16 protein-coding genes are annotated in these 17904 nt (G+C 71.4%); 8 read left to right on the top strand and 8 right to left on the bottom strand.

Annotated elements, in window-relative coordinates:
* Positions 1 to 169: 169 nt before the first annotated feature.
* Positions 170 to 574: an STAS domain-containing protein gene (locus tag OG734_RS17640; protein WP_330288457.1), complete on the bottom strand. Its 405-nt coding sequence runs from the start codon at positions 572 to 574 to the stop codon at positions 170 to 172.
* Between the two features lie 300 nt (positions 575 to 874).
* On the opposite strand from OG734_RS17640, the gene OG734_RS17645 reads away from it, so the two are divergent.
* The 3 genes from OG734_RS17645 to OG734_RS17655 all read left to right on the top strand — a co-directional run bounded on the left by OG734_RS17645 (position 875) and on the right by OG734_RS17655 (position 4687).
* The gene (locus OG734_RS17645; RefSeq protein ID WP_330293699.1) at positions 875 to 1795 is read left to right on the top strand and encodes an RNA polymerase sigma factor SigF; all 921 of its coding nucleotides are present in this window, start codon (positions 875 to 877) and stop codon (positions 1793 to 1795) included.
* A gap of 202 nt (positions 1796 to 1997) precedes the next feature.
* Positions 1998 to 3644, top strand: coding sequence for an RICIN domain-containing protein (locus OG734_RS17650; RefSeq protein ID WP_330288458.1), 1647 nt, complete (start codon positions 1998 to 2000; stop codon positions 3642 to 3644).
* A 164-nt stretch (positions 3645 to 3808) separates the two neighbouring features.
* Entirely contained in the window at positions 3809 to 4687 is an 879-nt protein-coding gene (locus OG734_RS17655) for a hypothetical protein (protein ID WP_330288459.1), read from the top strand.
* A gap of 13 nt (positions 4688 to 4700) precedes the next feature.
* Here the strand turns inward: OG734_RS17655 and hutI are convergent, their stop codons facing one another.
* The 4 genes from hutI to hutU form a co-directional block, all read right to left on the bottom strand.
* Entirely contained in the window at positions 4701 to 5957 is a 1257-nt protein-coding gene (hutI, locus tag OG734_RS17660) for an imidazolonepropionase (RefSeq protein WP_330288460.1), read from the bottom strand.
* 59 nt (positions 5958 to 6016) lie between these two features.
* A complete protein-coding gene (locus tag OG734_RS17665; RefSeq protein ID WP_330288461.1) occupies positions 6017 to 7393 on the bottom strand; it encodes a formimidoylglutamate deiminase in 1377 nt (458 codons plus the stop codon).
* The gene (locus OG734_RS17670; protein WP_443064871.1) at positions 7390 to 8601 is read right to left on the bottom strand and encodes an allantoate amidohydrolase; all 1212 of its coding nucleotides are present in this window, start codon (positions 8599 to 8601) and stop codon (positions 7390 to 7392) included. Before OG734_RS17670 ends, OG734_RS17665 begins: the two co-directional genes overlap by 4 nt.
* 122 nt (positions 8602 to 8723) lie before the next feature.
* Positions 8724 to 10388 (bottom strand): urocanate hydratase, encoded by a 1665-nt coding sequence (hutU, locus tag OG734_RS17675; protein ID WP_330288462.1) that lies wholly within the window; start codon positions 10386 to 10388, stop codon positions 8724 to 8726.
* Positions 10389 to 10545: 157 nt separating this feature from the next.
* Between hutU and OG734_RS17680 the strand changes: the two genes are divergently transcribed.
* From OG734_RS17680 to OG734_RS17700, 5 genes are all read left to right on the top strand, one after another.
* Complete coding sequence (locus OG734_RS17680) at positions 10546 to 11943, top strand: diaminopimelate decarboxylase (protein WP_330288463.1); 1398 nt, start codon at positions 10546 to 10548, stop codon at positions 11941 to 11943.
* 242 nt (positions 11944 to 12185) lie between these two features.
* Positions 12186 to 12623 (top strand): hypothetical protein, encoded by a 438-nt coding sequence (locus OG734_RS17685; RefSeq protein WP_330288464.1) that lies wholly within the window; start codon positions 12186 to 12188, stop codon positions 12621 to 12623.
* Positions 12620 to 13498 carry a transcriptional regulator gene (locus OG734_RS17690; RefSeq protein WP_330288465.1) on the top strand — a complete coding sequence of 293 codons (879 nt, stop codon included), beginning with the start codon at positions 12620 to 12622 and terminating at the stop codon, positions 13496 to 13498. Before OG734_RS17685 ends, OG734_RS17690 begins: the two co-directional genes overlap by 4 nt.
* 37 nt (positions 13499 to 13535) lie before the next feature.
* On the top strand, positions 13536 to 14075 hold the full coding sequence (locus OG734_RS17695; RefSeq protein WP_330288466.1) for a roadblock/LC7 domain-containing protein: 540 nt from the start codon (positions 13536 to 13538) through the stop codon (positions 14073 to 14075).
* Positions 14076 to 14101: 26 nt separating this feature from the next.
* Complete coding sequence (locus OG734_RS17700; protein WP_307628484.1) at positions 14102 to 14476, top strand: hypothetical protein; 375 nt, start codon at positions 14102 to 14104, stop codon at positions 14474 to 14476.
* A 28-nt stretch (positions 14477 to 14504) separates the two neighbouring features.
* Here OG734_RS17700 and OG734_RS17705 read toward each other — a convergent pair whose 3' ends face one another.
* The 3 genes from OG734_RS17705 to OG734_RS17715 all read right to left on the bottom strand — a co-directional run bounded on the left by OG734_RS17705 (position 14505) and on the right by OG734_RS17715 (position 17723).
* Positions 14505 to 15026, bottom strand: a complete 522-nt coding sequence (locus OG734_RS17705; RefSeq protein ID WP_330293701.1) for a hypothetical protein — start codon at positions 15024 to 15026, stop codon at positions 14505 to 14507.
* A gap of 190 nt (positions 15027 to 15216) precedes the next feature.
* Complete coding sequence (locus OG734_RS17710) at positions 15217 to 16155, bottom strand: MurR/RpiR family transcriptional regulator (protein ID WP_330288467.1); 939 nt, start codon at positions 16153 to 16155, stop codon at positions 15217 to 15219.
* Positions 16152 to 17723, bottom strand: a complete 1572-nt coding sequence (locus tag OG734_RS17715; protein WP_330288468.1) for an aromatic amino acid ammonia-lyase — start codon at positions 17721 to 17723, stop codon at positions 16152 to 16154. The genes OG734_RS17710 and OG734_RS17715 overlap by 4 nt, the downstream gene beginning before the upstream one ends.
* Positions 17724 to 17904: the final 181 nt, after the last annotated feature.

Below are 17904 nucleotides of genomic sequence, written 5' to 3' on the forward strand. Positions count from 1 at the left end.
TCACCGATTCACCGGTTCACGTACACGGTCGTCATTCAACACTGTTCCTTACGCACGCCCTTGTGTGCATATTCAGGATGTCTCCTGCCCGACGGAACCGACAGAACACCCCCCAGATGAGCGCGCTCAACAGCCCGGTCGGCCGACCAAGGAGACTCGGCCAGGAAGACTAGGAGGATTCAGGAGACCCGGGGGACCGGGGAGGCTCGTCCGCCAGGGCGTCGGCAAGCGTCTCGTGGACGGTGAAAACAGCGTCCGCACCCGTGATCTCGAACACCCGCGCGACCACCGGCTGCATTCCGGCGAGATGCACCCCGCCACCCGCCGCCTCCGCCTTCAGGCGGGCGCCGAGCAGCACGTTGAGGCCGGTGGAGTCACAGAACTCCAGGCGCGTGCAGTCGACGACCAGCCGCGCAAGGCCCTTCGCGAGGCAGTCCTCGAGCGGTTCACGCAACAGGTCGGCGGTGTGGTGATCCAGCTCACCCGCCGGTGTCACGACGGCGCTGTTGCCCTCATGCCGCACCTCGACCAGAAGCCGGCCAGACTGCGCGCTGCCGACCGTCCCGCGATCCATGCCGTCTCTACTCCCGAGGTCGTGGCTGTTTGCCGGCGCCCACTCGCGCCCGACTGACGTCCACGAACACTACGCCTTCCTCACACTCTCCGACACCTGAACTAACGCCCATATATGGACATAAGGGAACGCAACGCACTTGCGGCGGGCTCGGGGAAACGGGTAGGGCTAGTACTGAGCCGGTTCGTGCAGCGAGCCGGCCCGAGACACGCACCCGACACGGCCGGCATTGGAGGCGCCGCACACCGCACCGCACGCACCGGCTTCGGCAGCCTTATGCCGAGAACCATGGAGGACACCATGTCACCCCGGCTCGACGCATCGCATACCCAGACGACGACGTCGACACCCCCTCCGGAACACACGGACTCCCAGCAGCTGGACCAGCATTTCCCGGGCCCACGCGTTCCGGACCCCTTGGACGGGCTCCCCGAGATCCCGCCGTTCGACGAGGTGGGGGCGGTCGACGCCCGGGCCCTGTCGAAAACCCTCTTCGCGCGACTGGAGTCCCTCGAAGAAGGCACACACGACTACGCGTACGTCCGGAACACCCTCGTCGAGCTCAACCTCGCGCTGGTCAAGTTCGCCGCCTCCCGCTTCCGTTCGCGCAGCGAACCCATGGAGGACATCATCCAGGTCGGCACGATCGGCCTGATCAAGGCGATCGACCGCTTCGAGCTGAGCCGTGGCGTCGAGTTCCCGACCTTCGCGATGCCGACGATCGTCGGTGAGATCAAGCGCTTCTTCCGTGACACGTCGTGGTCCGTCCGCGTACCGCGCCGGCTCCAGGAGCTCCGGCTCGACCTGGCCCGGGCGGGCGACGAACTGGCCCAGCAGCTCGACCGCGCCCCCACCGTGGCCGAGCTCGCCGACCGTCTCGACCTCTCCAAGGACGAGGTCGTGGAGGGCATGGCGGCGTCGAACGCCTACACCGCCAGCTCACTTGACGCACAGCCCGAGGAGGACGACTCCGAGGGCGCGCTCTCGGACCGCATCGGGTACGAGGACCACGGCATCGAAGGCATCGAGTACGTCGAGTCGTTGAAGCCGCTGATCGCCGAACTCCCTCCCCGGGACCGGCAGATCCTCTCGCTGCGGTTCGTCGCCAACCTGACCCAGTCGGAGATCGGCGAGGAGCTGGGCATCTCGCAGATGCATGTCTCGCGGCTGCTGTCGCGGACCTTGCAGCGGCTGCGGAAGGGCCTGATGGTCGAGGGCTGACGGCCGCAGCATCGAGGCAGGGCCTCCCCGTCCCTACGGCCGGGGGGCCTCCCGGGCCCGCACCCGGCACAGGAACGGTTTCCGGTTACCTACGGAAACCTCTCCCCTCTTTTCCCAAAGGCCCCCTGCGTCACCGAGACCGCCCCCAGACTGGCTGCTACGTCAGGACGGGGACGGGCCGGGGGTGCGAGGAGGCGGACGGATGTCCCGGGACACCGACCACAGCGGGGTGTACGACGACAGCGAGTTGTACGCGGTGCACGCGGACGCGCCCGACGCGCACCTCACCGAATTACTCCGCACCAACTCCCCCACCGCGTACCCGGCGTTGCAGGAACTCCGTGCCCGCCACCGCGCGTCCGTCCTCGCCTACGCCCGCCTGTGCACGACGAGTGACTCCACGGCAGGGCAGTTGGCGGCCCAGGCGTTCACGACGGCGGCCCGGGACGCGGCACGCGGTGCGGAGCCGAGCGTGCCGTGGCGCCACCAACTCCTGTTGCTGACGGCCGACCTGGCGGCCGGCTGGGCAACGGACGAGCGTGCGGCGGGCCTCGACTCGAGCCTGCTCCTCGTCCTGAACACACTGAACCCGTCGATCCAGTTCAACCAGTTCAACCAGTCGAATCCGTCGAACGCACAGAACGCGGCGGGCGGAGTCGGCCTGATGCCGCCTCCGCCCATGCTGGGCCCGTTCCAGTCGCTGCCGTCCCGCACGCAGGGCCTCATCTGGTACGGCATCGTGGAGCGCGAGTCCGAGGACCGGACCGCCGCTCTCCTCGGTCTGACGCGCGAGGACGTGACGTACGAGCTGGATTCGGCGCTCCAGGGCCTGGCCCAGGCCTGTCTGCGGTCCCGGCTGGCCGCCTCCGACGATCCGCGCTGCCAGGACTTCCGACGGCTGATCGAGGAGTCGGTCCGCCCCGTCAACCCCCGCCACAGCACGGACCTGAACTCCCACATGGTCATCTGCCCGCACTGTTCGGTGGCCTACCAGGAGCTCTCCGCCCTGCGCGACAACCCGCGCACGGCGCTGGGGGACGGCCTGCTGCCGTGGAGCGGCCCGGCGTACGCACGGGACGCGCCGACGGTCACCCGTACCAACGCCCGCTCCCCGGAGGTCAGTTGGCCGGGGGCACCGCCACGGCGGTCCCGTCGGCGGTTCGTGCTGGCCTCGGCGGTGCTGGGCGCGACGCTCATCCCGCTGCTGATCGTGCTGCTGTCGCCGGGCGACGGCTCGTCGAGTCAGCGGAACCCGTCGGGCAGCCTCCCGGTCACCTCGGTACCGAGCCGCCCCGAAGCGACGGTCCCCTCCTCGCCGACAGCCATCGACTCCCCTTCTCCGCCGTCGACTTCACGACCGCAGACCACCCCGTCCCCGACTCCGACTCCGACCCCCACGGCCAAATCCACGCCCACACCCACACCCGTGTTCCGGGCGCCGGGAGCCTCGAACGCCCAGGTGGTGAACGTCGCCTCGGGTCGCTGCCTGGACATCCGGGGCGCTGTCCTGGAGAAGGGCACGGACGTCCTCACGGCGCCCTGCTCCGCGTCGTCCGCCACCCAACGCTGGCGCGTCGACGCCGGCTTGGGGCTCCTGCGCTCGGCCGCCGACACCGGCCTGTGCCTGGACAGCCGGGGTGATGTGGACAAGGGCGTGGGCATCTGGGAGTGCGCGTCGGTGAACGACGACGACAACGGCGTCAACCTGCGCTTCACCGTGGACTCCGACGGCGTGATCCGCCCCGCGATCGCCATCGCGACGGGGCTCACTCCGGACGTCGACGGCGGCCTGGTCCTCGCACCGCTGACGGGCGGATCGGGGCAGCGGTGGCGGGCCGGCGCTACCTGAAAAGTCCGTATCCGCCAACCTCCCCCGGCGGGGGCACGTTTCACTCCGCCGGACGAGACCGGACGAGGAAGGAGTGAAATGCCGCCGCGCACACATGGGCAACCCCGCACGCGGCCGGTGGCAACCCGAGGGTGAATCCCGTTCCCCACAAAGGGAGTTCACCAATGCGCAAACACATCGCACGTCTGTTGGCCGTCCTCGCGGCGCTGGCCGCGCTGATCGCCGCCCCCGGTCTGCCGGCGGCGTTCGCCGCTCCCGCCGTGACGGCGGCACAGGCACAGGCCGCCGACGACTGGAACCCGCCCGCGAACCTCGTACAGCCGCTGAACGAGGTGTGGAACCACGTCTCGTCGACCTATCCGGACCTCTACGGCTTCCGCAACTACGGCTGGGACCAGGTCATGGCCAACCGGGGAAGCGTCAACTACTGCGTCCGCTGGGAGTCCGACGCGCCCGTCAGCACCGCCCTGCGCGACCGGATCCACACCGCGCTGAAGAAGCAGTTCGGCAAGTGGATGGCGGCCATGGTCGACAACGGCAAGGGGCACAACGCCTGGCCATACACCAGCGTGCCGGTCAACATCGTCGGCTGGGCCGTGAAGAACCGCTCGACCCTCCAGTGGACCGACAACTCCGTCGACATCTACGCCGGAAACCTCGACGGCGGCGGCTCCCCGCAGTGCGCCCCGGACTGCGGCCGCTTCTTCCACCAGGACGGCAACTACTCACGTTGCCCGGGCGGTGCGTCCCGGCACTACGACCAGTCGCTGTGGCTGACGAAGGGCTTCCAGGGCGGCGCCGGCGGCGACTGGGGCCAGCGCGTCGGCCAGGAGTACTTCACCAGCACCCTGGACCAGGAGAACATCCACATCTACCTGCACGAGGTCGGCCACACCTTCGGGCTCGACGACTTCTACGACTGGACCCCGACCGGCCAGTGCTGCTTCATCATGAACGCGGGCAGCGCGACCCAGATCACGGAGTTCGACAAGTGGATGTTCCGTGACTTCTGGCGCCACCTGAAGAACAGGTACGGCCTCTGACCGGTCGGTTCCTTCAGATCACCGGTACGCCCCGCCGCCACACCCCGCTGACCAGCGGAACCCCCGGCCGGTAGGCCAGGTGTACATGGCTCGGGGCGTCCAGGAGTGTCAGGTCGGCGTACGCCCCGGGCGTGAGACGGCCGATGTCGGTGCGGCGGAGGGCTCGCGCGCCCCCCGCCGTGGCCGACCAGACCGCCTCGTCCGGGGTCATGCCCATGTCCCGTACCGCCAGCGCGACGCAGAAGGGGACGGAGGAGGTGAAGGAGGATCCCGGGTTGCAGTCCGTGGAGAGCGCGACCGTGACGCCCGCGTCGAGGAGACGGCGGGCGTCCGGCCACTGCGCGCGGGTGGAGAACTCGGCGCCGGGCAGGAGGGTCGCCACTGTGTCGCTGTTCGCGAGGGCGTCCACGTCGGCGTCGGTGAGGTGGGTGCAGTGGTCGGCGCTGGCGGCGTCGAGTTCGACGGCCAGCTGCACCCCCGGACCGTACGAGAGCTGGTTGGCGTGGACGCGCGGATGCAACCCCTTCGCCTTGCCCGCGGTGAGGATCGCGCGCGCCTGGTCGCCGTCGAAGGCGCCCTTTTCGCAGAAGACGTCGACCCAACGGGCGTACGGGGCACAGGCGTCGAGCATCTCGCCGGTGACCAGGGCGACATAGGCGGCCGGGTCGTCGGCGTAGTCCGGGGGGACGATGTGGGCGCCGAGGTAGGTGACCTCGTCGGTGTGGGCGGCGGCGATGCGCAGGGCGCGGGCCTCGTCCTCGACGGTCAGGCCGTATCCCGACTTGGTCTCGAAGGTCGTCGTGCCCTGGTGGAGGGCCTCGCGGAGGTAACGCGTGAGGTTGGCCTCCAGTTCCGCGTCCGAGGCGGCGCGGGTGGCGGCGACGGTCGTGCGGATACCCCCTGCCGTATAGCTGCGCCCGGACATGCGGGCGTTGAACTCCTGGGTCCGGTCGCCCGCGAAGACGAGGTGGGAGTGGGAGTCCACGAAGCCCGGGAGAACGGCCCGGCCACCGGCGTCGACCCGATTGTCAGTGGTGGGTGCTTTGCTGGATTCACCGGTCCAGACGACGCGGTCGCCCTCTATGACGACGGCCGCGTCCAGGATCAGTCCAAGAGGGGATTCGTCGCCGAGAGAGGGGTCGTTGGTGACCAGGCTGCCGATGTTCGTGATGACAGTCGTCGTGCCGGTGGTGGTGTCGGTCGTGCTGCCGATAGCACTGTTCGTCCGGTTCGGGCTGCCCGGGCTGCTCGGCGTGCTGGTGCTGTTCATGGCGTCCTCGTGGGTGGCGGGCCTGCGAGCAGGGATGCGGGCCGGGGTGCGTACGGGGGTCAGCCGCGCAGGGCTTCGACAGCGGCCGCCAGCGCCTGTGGCACCTCGGGTACGAGGGTGTGCTCCCCGTCGCGCACGACGTGCCGGCCGGCCACGACCGTATGGCGCACATCCGCTGCCGACGCTGCGAATACCGCGGTCTCCGCTCCCAGGCGAGGCACCGGCCCCGCAGTTCTGACCGAGTCGAGCGCGATCGTCGTGAAGTCGGCGAGCGCACCCGCCTCAAGGGTGCCCGCATCGTCCCAGCCGAGGGCCGCGTGGCCGTCGGCCGAGGCCGCCCGGAGCAGGGCCGCCGCTGTCCAGTGACCCCGGGTGCGGGTGCGCAGGCGCTCGTTCAGCTCCATGGCGCGCGCCTCTTCTAGCAGGTCGATGACGGCGTGGCTGTCGGAGCCCAGACAGAGCGGTGAGCCCGCGCGCTGGAGGGCGACGGCGGGGCCGATGCCGTCGGCGAGGTCGCGTTCGGTGGTGGGGCACATACAGGTACCGGTGCCGCTGCCGCCGAGGAGCGCGATGTCGTCGTCGGTGAGGTGGGTGTTGTGGACGCCCGTGGTGCGGGGGCCGAGGACGCCGTGGTCGGCGAGGAGGCGGGTGGGCGTGCACCCGTGTGCGGCCTGGCAGGCGTCGTTCTCCGCCGTCTGCTCGGACAGGTGCACATGGAGTGGCGCCCGCCGTTCCTCGGCCCAGCGGGCCACGGTCGCCAACTGGCCCGCGGGCACGGCTCGTACGGAGTGGATGGCGGCACCGATCCGCGCGTGATCCCGATCCTTGAGAACTGAACAGCGTTCCGCCCAGGCGTCGGCCGTGCCGTCGGAGAAGCGGAGCTGGTGGCGGTTGGGGTCCTGTCCGCTGTGCTTGTTCAGGATGGCCGAGGAGAGGTAGGCGGTGTCGAGGAGGGTGATACGGATTCCGGCGTCGGCGGCGGCCTCGACGAGGGCCTCGCCCATCGCGTTCGGGTCGGCGTAAGGGGCGCCGCCCGGGGCGTGGTGGACGTAGTGGAACTCGCCCACCGCGGTGATGCCGGCGAGGGCCATCTCGGCGTACACGGCACGCGCGAGGGAGTGGTAGCTGTCCGGGGTCAGCTTGTCGGCGAAGGAGTACATGACCTCGCGCCAGGTCCAGAAGGTGCCGCTGCCGACCTGGACGGTGCCGCGCAGGGCGCGATGGAAAGCGTGGCTGTGGGCGTTGGCGAGGCCGGGAAGAGTGAGCCCGCGAAGGATCTCGGCGCCGGCCGGCGGGGCGTCGACCCCCGTCCGGACGGCGGCGATACGGCCGTCCTTCACCTCCAGGGCGACGCCCGGCTCGACGTTGGTGTCGAGCCAGGCGTGCTCCAGCCAGTAGGTGCGCTGCGGATGCGCGTGCTGATGAGGGTGCGTCACGTGCGGGCCAGCCCTTCCAGTACGTCGGCGAGTGCGGTCACCCCGGCCACGCAGTCGTCCTCGGCGGCGTACTCCGCCGGGGAGTGCGAGACGCCCGTGGGGTTGCGCACGAACAGCATGGCGGTCGGGATGCTCCCGGAGAGAATCCCGGCGTCGTGTCCGGCACCGGTGCCCAGGACGGGGACGGTGAGACCGGTGTCCCCTCCGTCCCGGCCCAGCAGACGGGCGAGTTCGTCGCGCAGGGCGTGGTCGAACTCGACGACAGGGGTGAACGACTCCCGGACGACGTCGAGATCGACGCCGTGCGCCTCGGCGTACTCACGGGCCGCCTTCTCGACGCCGGAGACGACGGTGTCGAGGGACCGCTGGTCGGCGGCGCGGGAGTCGAGCCAGCCGCGTACGAGGGAGGGGATGGCGTTGACGCCGTTGGGCTCGACGGCGATCTTCCCGAAGGTGGCGACAGCACCGGCGAGCTGCGCCTCGCGCCGGGCGGCGAGGACTGTCTCGGCGTACGACAGCATGGGGTCACGCCGGTCGACGAGCCGTGTCGTACCGGCGTGATTGGCCTCGCCGCGGAAATCGAACCGCCACCGGCCGTGCGGCCAGATGGCACTGGCGATGCCGACGCGGTCGCCGCTCAGGTCGAGAGCCCGCCCCTGCTCGACGTGCAGCTCGACGAAGGCACCGATGCGTGCGAGCCGCTCGGGGTCCGGCCCGATGGTGTCCGGGTCGTACCCGGCGGCCTCCATGGCCTGCGGCAGCGTGACGCCGGCGCCGTCGGTCAGCAACCGCGCCTGCTCGACGCTGACGGCACCGGCGGTGAGCCGTGACCCGACACAGGCCAGCCCGAACCGGGCGCCTTCCTCGTCCCCGAAGTTGACGATGGCCAGCGGCTTGCCGAACCGCACACCCCGGCCCCGGAGTTCGTCGAGGGCGGCGAAGGAGGAGACGACTCCGAGGGGCCCGTCGAATGCCCCGCCATCGGGCACGGAGTCGAGATGCGACCCGGTGACGACGGCATCCCCCGCGGCGGGATCCCCGAGCCAGGCCCACTGGTTCCCGTTCCGGTCGACCTCGTAGCCCAGCCCCCGACTCTCGGCCTGCTCCTTGAACCAGGCCCGACATTCGAGATCGACCCCGGTCCAGGCGTAGCGGCGATAGCCGCGTGATTCGGGGTGCCGCCCGATGGGGGCGAGCTCCCGCCACATCTCCTGGAAAGAGGTGCCGCCACTCGGCTGAGGGTGGGGGAGGGTGGGCGCAGCCGACCCCGCGGCCGGCGCCGCATCCCCACTCCCCACCGAAGAGTCGCCGCCCCCGCCAGAAAGACCCCTCACGCGTCGTCCCCCTCACGCATGGGCACCCGCACGCCCCGCTCGTCCGCGACCGACTCCGCGATGTCGTACCCGGCATCCACGTGCCGGATCACACCCATCCCGGGGTCATTGGTCAGCACCCGGCGGATCTTCTCGCCCGCCAGCTTCGTGCCGTCGGCCACCGACACCTGCCCGGCGTGGATCGACCGCCCCATACCGACACCGCCCCCGTGGTGGATGGAGACCCACGACGCCCCGGACGCCACGTTGACCATCGCGTTCAGCAGCGGCCAGTCGGCGATCGCGTCGGAGCCGTCGAGCATGGCCTCCGTCTCCCGGTAGGGAGACGCGACGGACCCGCTGTCCAGGTGGTCGCGGCCGATCACCAGCGGCGCGGCCAGCTCACCGCTCGCCACCATGTCGTTGAAGCGCTCGCCCGCCTTGTCCCGCTCGCCGTAGCCGAGCCAGCAGATCCGGGCCGGCAGCCCCTGGAAGTGGACCCGCTCCCCCGCCATCTTGATCCAGCGGTGCAGCGACTCGTTCTCTGGGAACAGCTCCAGCATCGCCTTGTCCGTCTTCGCGATGTCGGACGCCTCGCCCGACAGCGCCGCCCAGCGGAAGGGGCCCTTGCCTTCGCAGAAGAGCGGGCGGATGTACGCGGGCACAAAACCGGGGAACGCGAACGCCCGCTCGTATCCGGCCAGTTGGGCCTCGCCCCGGATCGAGTTGCCGTAGTCGAAGACCTCGGCACCGGCGTCCATGAAGCCGACCATCGCCTCCACGTGCCGTGCCATCGACTCGCGCGCCCGGGTCGTGAAGCCGGCCGGGTCCTTCGCCGCGTAGGACGCCAGGTCGTCGAAGTCGACGCCGACCGGCAGGTAGGCCAGCGGGTCGTGGGCCGAGGTCTGGTCGGTGACGATGTCGATGGGGGCGCTCTCGGCGAGCATGCGCGGGAGCAGCTCGGCCGCGTTGCCCAGCAGGCCGATGGAGAGCGGGCGGCGGGCGTCACGTGCCTCCACCGCGAGCTGGAGGGCGTGCTCCAGGGAGTCGGCCTTCACGTCGAGGTACCGGTGCTCGATGCGGCGCTCGATGGCACGCGGGTCGACGTCGATACAGATCGCGACGCCGTCGTTCATCGTCACGGCGAGCGGCTGGGCACCACCCATCCCGCCGAGGCCGGCGGTGAGGGTGATCGTCCCCGCCAGGGTGCCGCCGAACTTCTTGGCGGCGACGGCGGCGAACGTCTCGTAGGTGCCCTGGAGGATGCCCTGGGTGCCGATGTAGATCCACGAGCCGGCCGTCATCTGCCCGTACATGGTCAGGCCGAGGGCCTCCAGGCGGCGGAACTCCTCCCAGTTGGCCCAGTCGCCGACCAGGTTGGAGTTGGCGATCAGTACGCGCGGGGCCCACTCGTGGGTCTGCATGACACCGACGGGGCGGCCCGACTGGACGAGCATCGTCTCGTCCTGCTTCAGCGTCCGCAGGGTGCGGACCATGGCGTCGAAGGAGCGCCAGTCACGGGCGGCCTTGCCGGTGCCGCCGTACACGACGAGCTTGTCGGGGTGCTCGGCGACCTCGGGGTCCAGGTTGTTCTGCAGCATCCGCAGGGCGGCCTCCTGCTGCCATCCCAGGGCGCTCAGTTCCGTACCGCGCGGGGCTCGTACGGGGCGGGGTCCTGACATGGTCTGCCTCCCAGCGGACTGCTAGCGGACTATTACAGTTGTTATTCACATCCTGACCCCATGAATAGAACTAGTCAATACATTCGTGCACCGGCATGCGCGCGCCGCGGATGTTTGGCTTGACCCATCGACACGGATCGACACCACGGGGGACGCAATGGAGAACAACGGATCCAATCGGACGACCCGCCGGGACGAAGCCGTACGCGCCGCCGTGGAACAGGGACTGCTCCGCGCCGACGCACCCATCGTCGGACTGCTCGACGTCATCGGCATCCGCGAGTCCGCCGCCGAGCTGCGCGCCGCCTTCGACGCGGTCGTGGCGCCCGGCACGCCCGTACTGCACGCCTTCGCGGTGAAGGCGACCCCGCTGGTGCCCGTACTGCGGCTGCTGCGCGAGGAGGGCATCGGGGCCGAGGTGGCGAGCCCGGGGGAGCTGGCGCTGGCGCGGGCGGCGGGGGTGCCGCCGAACCGGACGGTGCTCGACTCGCCCGCCAAGACGCCCGCCGAGCTGCGCGAGGCGCTGGCGCTGGGCATCGCCGTGAACGCCGACAACCCGCAGGAGCTGGACCGGATCGACGCGCTGATGCGGTCCGCGACCAGCCGGTCCCCGATCGGAATCCGGGTGAACCCGCAGATCGGCGGAGGGTCGATCGGGGCCACGTCCACCGCCACCGCGACCTCGAAGTTCGGGGTCGCACTGCTGGACGAAGGGGCGCGCGAGTGGATGGTGGGGGCGTACGCCGAGCGCCCGTGGCTGACCAGGCTGCACGCGCACACCGGATCGCAGGGCATCCCGCTGTCGCTGATGGTCCGGGGCGTGGCGGAGACCTACGCGCTCGCGGAGGAGATCAACCAGCGGGTCGGGCGTCGGCAGATCGACACGATCGACATCGGCGGCGGGCTGCCGGTCAACTTCACGTCGGACGCGACGAGTCCGACGTACGCGCAGTACGCGCGGCTGCTGGGCGAGGAGGTGCCGGGGCTGTTCGGGGGGCGGTACGGGCTGGTGACCGAATTCGGGCGGTCGCTGCTGGCCAAGCACGGCACGGTGGTGGCGCGGGTCGAGTACGCGAAGAGCGCCGGCGGGCGGCCGGTCGCGGTCACCCACGCGGGCGTGCAGGTGGCGACGCGGACGGTGTACGCGCCGGGGTCGTGGCCGCTCAGGATCGCCGCGTACGACGGGAAGGGGCACCCCAAGGCCGGGGCGGACGTGGTGCAGGACGTGGCCGGGCCCGCCTGTTTCTCGGGGGACCTGCTCGCCGAGGGGCGCGCACTGCCGCTGCTCGAACAGGGCGACTACGCGGCGGCACTGGACACGGGCGCGTACTACTTCGCGCACCACTACTCGTACAACTCCCTTGCCCGGCCCGGGATCTACGGCTTCGTACCGGACGGGAGCGGTGACGGCGGTGACGCCGGGGCCGGGGGTGTCGCCTTCGCGGTCGTACGGGAGCCGCAGACCGTCGACGCGATCGTGGCCGAATCCGGAGGGGCGCACGCCTCCGCGCTCACCACCCTCTCCACGACCGCCTCCCCCTCAGCACGCCCTTGACGGACTCCGGGGAAGATGCAGGTCAACTGCCCTGAAAACAGGGTCAGTCGACCCACCTTAGTCATCCGGCGCATGTTCCACTGGAAAATGCCAGATCTCTCACTCCTCATGCACACGTTGCGTAGCGTCTGCGTCACTCAGCCGAACACCAGGTTGGCCGAACATCCGTCGGCCGAACTCCAGGCTGAGCGAGCGAACACCGGCCGGACAGACGCGAGCGGGACAGGCAGGAGGGGCCAAGGGTGCCCGGAATCGACGAGTGCTTACTGGAAGCCATGCGGCTGCCCGGTGCCCGGGGCGCCGCGCTGGTCGACTGGACCAGCGGGCTGGCACTGGGCACCGTCGGGGAATCCCCGGGCGGTGATCCGGAGACGATGGCGGCCGAGGCGGCCGAGCTGGCACGGCTGGCCGCCGAGCACCGCGCGTTCGCCCCGGAGGCCGACGACGGGGACCCCAGTTCAGCCGCAGAAGGCGGGGCGGCCCACGGCCGGATGGCTCAGGACCCTCCGGTCGAGGACCTGATCATCAGCAACCGCGACAGCTATCACGTCCTGCGGTTCGTCACGACGAGCTTCGACAGCAGCGTGTTCCTGCACCTGTGGCTGGCCCGCGCGGACGGCAATCTCGCGCTGGCCCGCATCCGGCTCGGCGAGATGGCCGGACGGCTGGTGCTGGGATGACGACTCTGTACACGAATCTGACGACCCCGCCGCCGCGTCTGCCGGTGCGGGACAAGACGGCGGCCCGGCAGCGGGCGTGGGGCGGGGTCTCGCCGATGCTCGCCCGGCTCGCCACCGAGCGGGCCACCGGTGTCCTGGTCCGCGAACGCGGCTCGCTCTACCTCGCCGACGGCCAGGTCGTGCACGCCGACAGTCCGGCCGTACCGGGCCTCGACGTGCTGCTCACGGCACGGGGCACGCTGGACGCGCAGGGCTGGCGGGACGCCGTGGGCGCGGCCGGCGAGCGGAACCGGGTCGGGCGGTTCCTGGTCGAGAGCGGCCGGATCGGCGCGGGCGCCCTGGAGGTGTGTCACCTGGGGGCGCTGTACGACGCGGCGTACTTCGCCCTCGCGCCCAGCGGCACACCGGGGCACTTCAGATACGGGGACACGCACTGGCTCGGCCCGGTGCGCCCGGTGCCGGTGGCGGCGGTGGAGCACGAGACCCTGCGCCGGCGCGCCCTGCTGCACCGCATCTGGCCCGACCCGGCCCCCGACAGCGCCCCGCTGCTGCGCTCCGGCAGCCCGGCAGCGCCGACGGTCTCCGCCCGCCAGCACGCCGTACTGGCCCTGGTCGACGGTGTCCGTACGGCGGCGGACATCGCCCTGGCGCTGGCCCGTCCGGCCTTCCACACCCTGGTGGACGTACGGCGCCTGGCGGCCGCGGGGGTCATAGCCCCGGTGGCCACCCCGGCCCCGCCACCCGACCCCTCACCACCCCCCGCTTCCCCCGCTTCCTCCGCTCCCCCTGCTCCCCCCGGGACGCTGCCGCCGTCGTTCGCCGACCCCGACATCACGCTGCTGAAGAGGCTCAGGGATGCGCTGGAGGCCCTTTGAGCGGCAGCGCCCGCGTGCCGAGAGGAGACAACAACTCATGGCAGCCGAGGCCGAAGTCATGGACGAACTACGCCGGTTGCGGGCCCGCGTGCCCCAGCTCACCGGCGCCCTCGCGGCCAGCGTCGACGGTCTCGTCCTCGTCCAGGACACCCCTGGTGTCGAACCGGAGACGGTCGCGGCGCTCACCGCCACCGCGCTCAGTGTCGCCGTGCGCATGGCGGACGCGACCGGCCAGGGCGACTTCCGTGAGCTGCTGGTGCGCGGGGTGTACGGCTATGTGGCGACGTACGCGGCGGGCCGTACCGCCGTCCTGACGCTGCTCGCCCAGGACCGCGTCAACGTCGGCCGACTGCACCTGGAGGGCCGCCGGGCCGGCCTCCGCATCGGGGAGCTGGTGGACGCGGCGGCCGAGACGGAGCAGGCACCCGCACCGGCCAGACCGGCCGCCACACCCACGCTCAACCCCAACCCCAACCCCACAGCCGCACCCGCCCCCATGCCCACCCGAACCAGAACCCCGCGCGCGCCACGCACACCGACAACCACACCCAACGCGCGTACCACCACTGAAGGTTGAACCGGAAGCAGGAGAGGAACACCGTCATGGCCAACACCGAGACCGCGCTGAAAGAGGCGCTGACCTCCATCGAGGGCGCCACCGGAGTCGCACTCGTCGACTACACCAGCGGCATGGCCCTGGGCACGATGGGCGGCAGCAAGACGTTCGACCTGAACGTCGCAGCCGCCGGCAACACCGACGTCGTCCGCGCCAAGATGCGAACGATGGAGCACCTCGGCCTGAAGGGCGAGATCGAGGACATCCTGATCACGCTCTCCAGCCAGTACCACCTGATCCGCATGATGAAGGGGCGCGGCGGCAACGGCCTCTTCCTCTACCTGGTGCTCGACATCAGCCGCTCCAATCTGGCGATGGCCCGCCACCAGCTGAAGAGGATCGAGGCGGACATCGAGGTCTGAGAAGGGACCGAGGGCCTGGCCGGACCGGCTAGACCAGGATGTCGCCGCGGCGGCGCGCCCCGCCCGGGGTCGCGTCGCCCGCGGCGATTCCCGTGGCGCGGTAGGCCTTGACCGGCTTACCCGCCGGGGCGCCGGAGCGCGGGCCGAGCCAGTCGACCCGTACCCACAGCAGTACGTCGTCGGCACGCTCGCGGCGGCCCAGCCAGGCGGCCTTCAGCCGCAGCCCGGTACCCGCCCCGGCGAGCAGCATCCCGCCCGCCGCGGGCACCACGAGGGAGCTGCCCAGCGCGGCGGCGAAGGCGAGCAGCAGCCACCAGCGGTGGCCTCGGCGCCAGTTGCGCACGGTCACCGCACGGTCCTGGAGCACGTCGTGCTTTCCGGCCCGGGCGGGGCCGGCGGCGAGCGCGGTGTAGCGCCTGCGCCGCAGATACGCCACGACCCCGGTCGCGATGATGAACAGCGCGGCCCCCGCCATGACCCCGATCCGGCGGCCGGTGATCCCCGGCATCAGTACGCCGATGCCCGCCGCGAACACTCCGAACCACCACATGGGCGCCGCTCCGGCCCGTACGACCACGGCCACCCGAGCCAGGCCCTGCCTTCCACGAACTCCACGACCTCCGCGTGCCACGTCCGCCTCCCGGTTCGTTCATCCGGCACTGTGCTGTCGGAGCGGGAGAGTAGCGAGCGAACGTGAGACGAGTCTGAGAGCCCGGACGGGGTTCCGGACCGGCCGGTGGCTACTCGACGAACAGCCCCCGCGCCGCCGCCCGCGTGTCGAACTCCTCCAGGCGCGCCTGGGCGTCCGGCAGGTCGTCGCACATGGCCTCCAGCAGTACCCGGCCGAGCAGCATCGGCGCGCACACGGTGTCGAAGGCGAGCCCGGTGCCGACAGCGGCGGGCAGCAGCAGGTCGGAGACCTTCGCGACCGGCGCGAACGCCGAGTCGGCGACGGTGACGACGGTCAGCCCCGCCGACTTGGCGTAGGCGAGGGTGTCGACGACCTCGCGCGGATGCCGGGGCAGCGCGAAGCACAAGAGGGTCGTGGCGCCCGCTCGGACGGCCGCGTCGATACGGTCGTGGATCATCGTGCCGCCCTCGTGGAGCAGCCGTACGTCCGGGTGGACCTTGGCGGCGAAGTACGCGAAGCCGTACGCCTGGGAGGCGGCGGCGCGCAGGCCGAGGACGGGCAGGGGGCGGGACGCGGCGAGCAGCCGTCCCGCCCGTTGCACGGGGCGCGGGTCGGCGAGCACCTCGGCCAGGTGCTTGAGGTTCTCGATCTCGGCCTCGACGGCCTGCTGGTACTCGTTGTACGAGCCCGGCTCGGCGCTCTGTTCGGCGGGGGCGACCTCGCGCAGGTGCTTGCGCAGCGCCGGGTAGCCGTCGAAGCCGAGGGCGACGGCGAAGCGGGTGACGGACGGCTGGCTGACGCCGGCCAGTTCGGCCAGCTCGACGCTGGAGAGGAAGGGCACCTCGGCGGCCCGGCGCACCATGCTGTGTGCGATGCGCCGCTGCGTCGGGGTGAGCCGGTGCCCTTCGAAGAGGGCCTGGAGCCGGGCGGCGGGGCTGTCGGGCAGGTGTCCGCTCAGGCCTTCCACACCCGCGCCCCCCTCCGCACCCGCGTCCCGTTCCGTACCCGTACCCGTACCCCTGCTGTCGTCCGCACTCGGCGTGCTCATGCCCCGCTCCCCCTCCAGATCTCCGTGAACCGGTCCAGCAGTGCCGTCGCCGCCGTCACGTCGTCCGTGAGCGGCCGGTCCGCCGAGTCGGCGTCGAGAACCGACTCGGCCAGCTCCAGCGCCCGTCCCACCGGCAGTTCCGGGTCCGGCCGCAGGTCGCGCTGGCGCAGCGCCCGTACGGCGGCGACGAGTTCGCAGCCGACGACGAGACGGTACGCGTCGCACGCGCGCAGCGTCTGACGGGCGGCGAGCGAGGCGAAGCTGGCCTGTTCCTCGACGCCCCGGGAGAGTACAGCGTGCCCGAGCGAGGCGGGCGCGGAGAAGGCCCGCAGGTCACCGAGGGCGGCGCCGGCGGCGTACTCCAGGATCATCACCCCGGAGGCGGCGGGCTCGTGGTCGGCGAGGAAGGGGCGCAGGCGGGTGAAGGCGGGCTCGTTGAGGGTGGACAGGCGCGAGGTGGACAGCCGCGCCACCTGGGTGACGGCCAGCCTGAAGTGGTCGAGGGCGAGGGCCAGTTGGGCCTGGTAGAAGCCGCCGTGGTGGTAGGCGGTCAGGTCCTCGGGGGAGATGAGCGGGTTCTCGGCGGCGGCGTTGATCTCGATCGCGAGCACCCCCTCCAGCGCGTCCGCGGCGTCGTGCGCGGGTCCGTGGATCTGCGGCAGGCACCGGAAGCCGTACGGGTCCTGGATGCGCCCGAGGGGAGGGGTGGGCCGGGCCGCGGAACCGATCAGCTCCCGCATCCGGCGGGCGACTTCGACCGAACCCCGGTGCGGACGGGCGGCGTGCACGGGCGCGGCGTACGCCTCGTGCGAACCGTCGACGGCGAACAGTGAGAGCGCGGCGACGACCTGCGTGGCGGCGATGAGTCCGCGCAGCTCGTGCAGGGCGAGCGCGGCCTGCCCGAGGGTGAGCGCGTTGCTGCTGATCAGGGCGAGGGCGTCGTTGTTGTCGAGGGCCTGGGGCTCGGGGGCGCCGGTGACGCTCCACCCGCGCGAAGCCGATCCCCCCGCTGCCGCCGCTGTCTCCGGCCCGATCCACTCGTGCTCCCCCGCCAGTGCCAGCCCCATCTGCGCCAGCGCCGCGATGTCGCCCGTTCCCACCGACCCGAACTCGTTGACCACGGGATACGCCCCGTTCTCCAGCGCGTCGCACAGTGCGGTGACCACCCCGGGGCGCAGGCCGGCGCCCCCCGCCAGGAGCTGGTTGGCGCGGACGGCGAGCATCGCCCGTACCTGGCGGGCCGGCAGTTCCGCGCCGATGGCGCCGGCGTGGCTGCGCAGCAGGCGCAGGCCGTGGTCGGCGGCGGCCTCGGTCGGGACGTCCTCGTTGCGGTTGGCGCCGACGCCGGTGGATCGGCCGTACACGCGGCCGGTCGCGGCGATGCGGCGGGCGACGTCCCAGACCTCCTCGACGCGCTTCATCGCGTCGGTGCCTGGCACCGGCCGCGCGGCGCCGTCGGCGAGGCGTACGACGTCCTCGACGCCGAGGCCGACGCCGTCCAGGACGACGATGCCGGTGGAGGCCGTTGGCGACACCGAAGGCGACGTATCCACGATCCGAGACGACATGAGGCGCAGGCTCCCCTCGATGGGACGCGATCCAGACAGCAGATCTTGCTTGCTGATCGTCCGTCACCTCGGACTGACACCAGAGCATTGGATCTATTCAGATATGGAGAACTCTGCATGACGATATACACGCCAGGCAAGGGACACCCATGATCCGGTTCGAGAGGGCAGGCACGTGCGG

The organism is Streptomyces sp. NBC_00576, assembly GCF_036345175.1.
Taxonomy (GTDB): Bacteria; Actinomycetota; Actinomycetes; order Streptomycetales; family Streptomycetaceae; genus Streptomyces.

Coding starts and splice junctions, on each gene's coding strand:
- OG734_RS17695 (WP_330288466.1), top strand. CDS start 13,536: ATGGCAGCCGAGGCCGAAGTCATGGACGAACTACGCCGGTTGCGGGCC.
- OG734_RS17670 (WP_443064871.1), bottom strand. CDS start 8,601: ATGTGGCGGGAGCTCGCCCCCATCGGGCGGCACCCCGAATCACGCGGC.
- OG734_RS17705 (WP_330293701.1), bottom strand. CDS start 15,026: ATGTGGTGGTTCGGAGTGTTCGCGGCGGGCATCGGCGTACTGATGCCG.
- OG734_RS17715 (WP_330288468.1), bottom strand. CDS start 17,723: ATGTCGTCTCGGATCGTGGATACGTCGCCTTCGGTGTCGCCAACGGCC.
- OG734_RS17655 (WP_330288459.1), top strand. CDS start 3,809: ATGCGCAAACACATCGCACGTCTGTTGGCCGTCCTCGCGGCGCTGGCC.
- OG734_RS17710 (WP_330288467.1), bottom strand. CDS start 16,155: ATGAGCACGCCGAGTGCGGACGACAGCAGGGGTACGGGTACGGGTACG.
- OG734_RS17645 (WP_330293699.1), top strand. CDS start 875: ATGTCACCCCGGCTCGACGCATCGCATACCCAGACGACGACGTCGACA.
- OG734_RS17690 (WP_330288465.1), top strand. CDS start 12,620: ATGACGACTCTGTACACGAATCTGACGACCCCGCCGCCGCGTCTGCCG.
- OG734_RS17680 (WP_330288463.1), top strand. CDS start 10,546: ATGGAGAACAACGGATCCAATCGGACGACCCGCCGGGACGAAGCCGTA.
- OG734_RS17640 (WP_330288457.1), bottom strand. CDS start 574: ATGGATCGCGGGACGGTCGGCAGCGCGCAGTCTGGCCGGCTTCTGGTC.
- OG734_RS17650 (WP_330288458.1), top strand. CDS start 1,998: ATGTCCCGGGACACCGACCACAGCGGGGTGTACGACGACAGCGAGTTG.
- hutI (WP_330288460.1), bottom strand. CDS start 5,957: ATGAACAGCACCAGCACGCCGAGCAGCCCGGGCAGCCCGAACCGGACG.
- OG734_RS17700 (WP_307628484.1), top strand. CDS start 14,102: ATGGCCAACACCGAGACCGCGCTGAAAGAGGCGCTGACCTCCATCGAG.
- hutU (WP_330288462.1), bottom strand. CDS start 10,388: ATGTCAGGACCCCGCCCCGTACGAGCCCCGCGCGGTACGGAACTGAGC.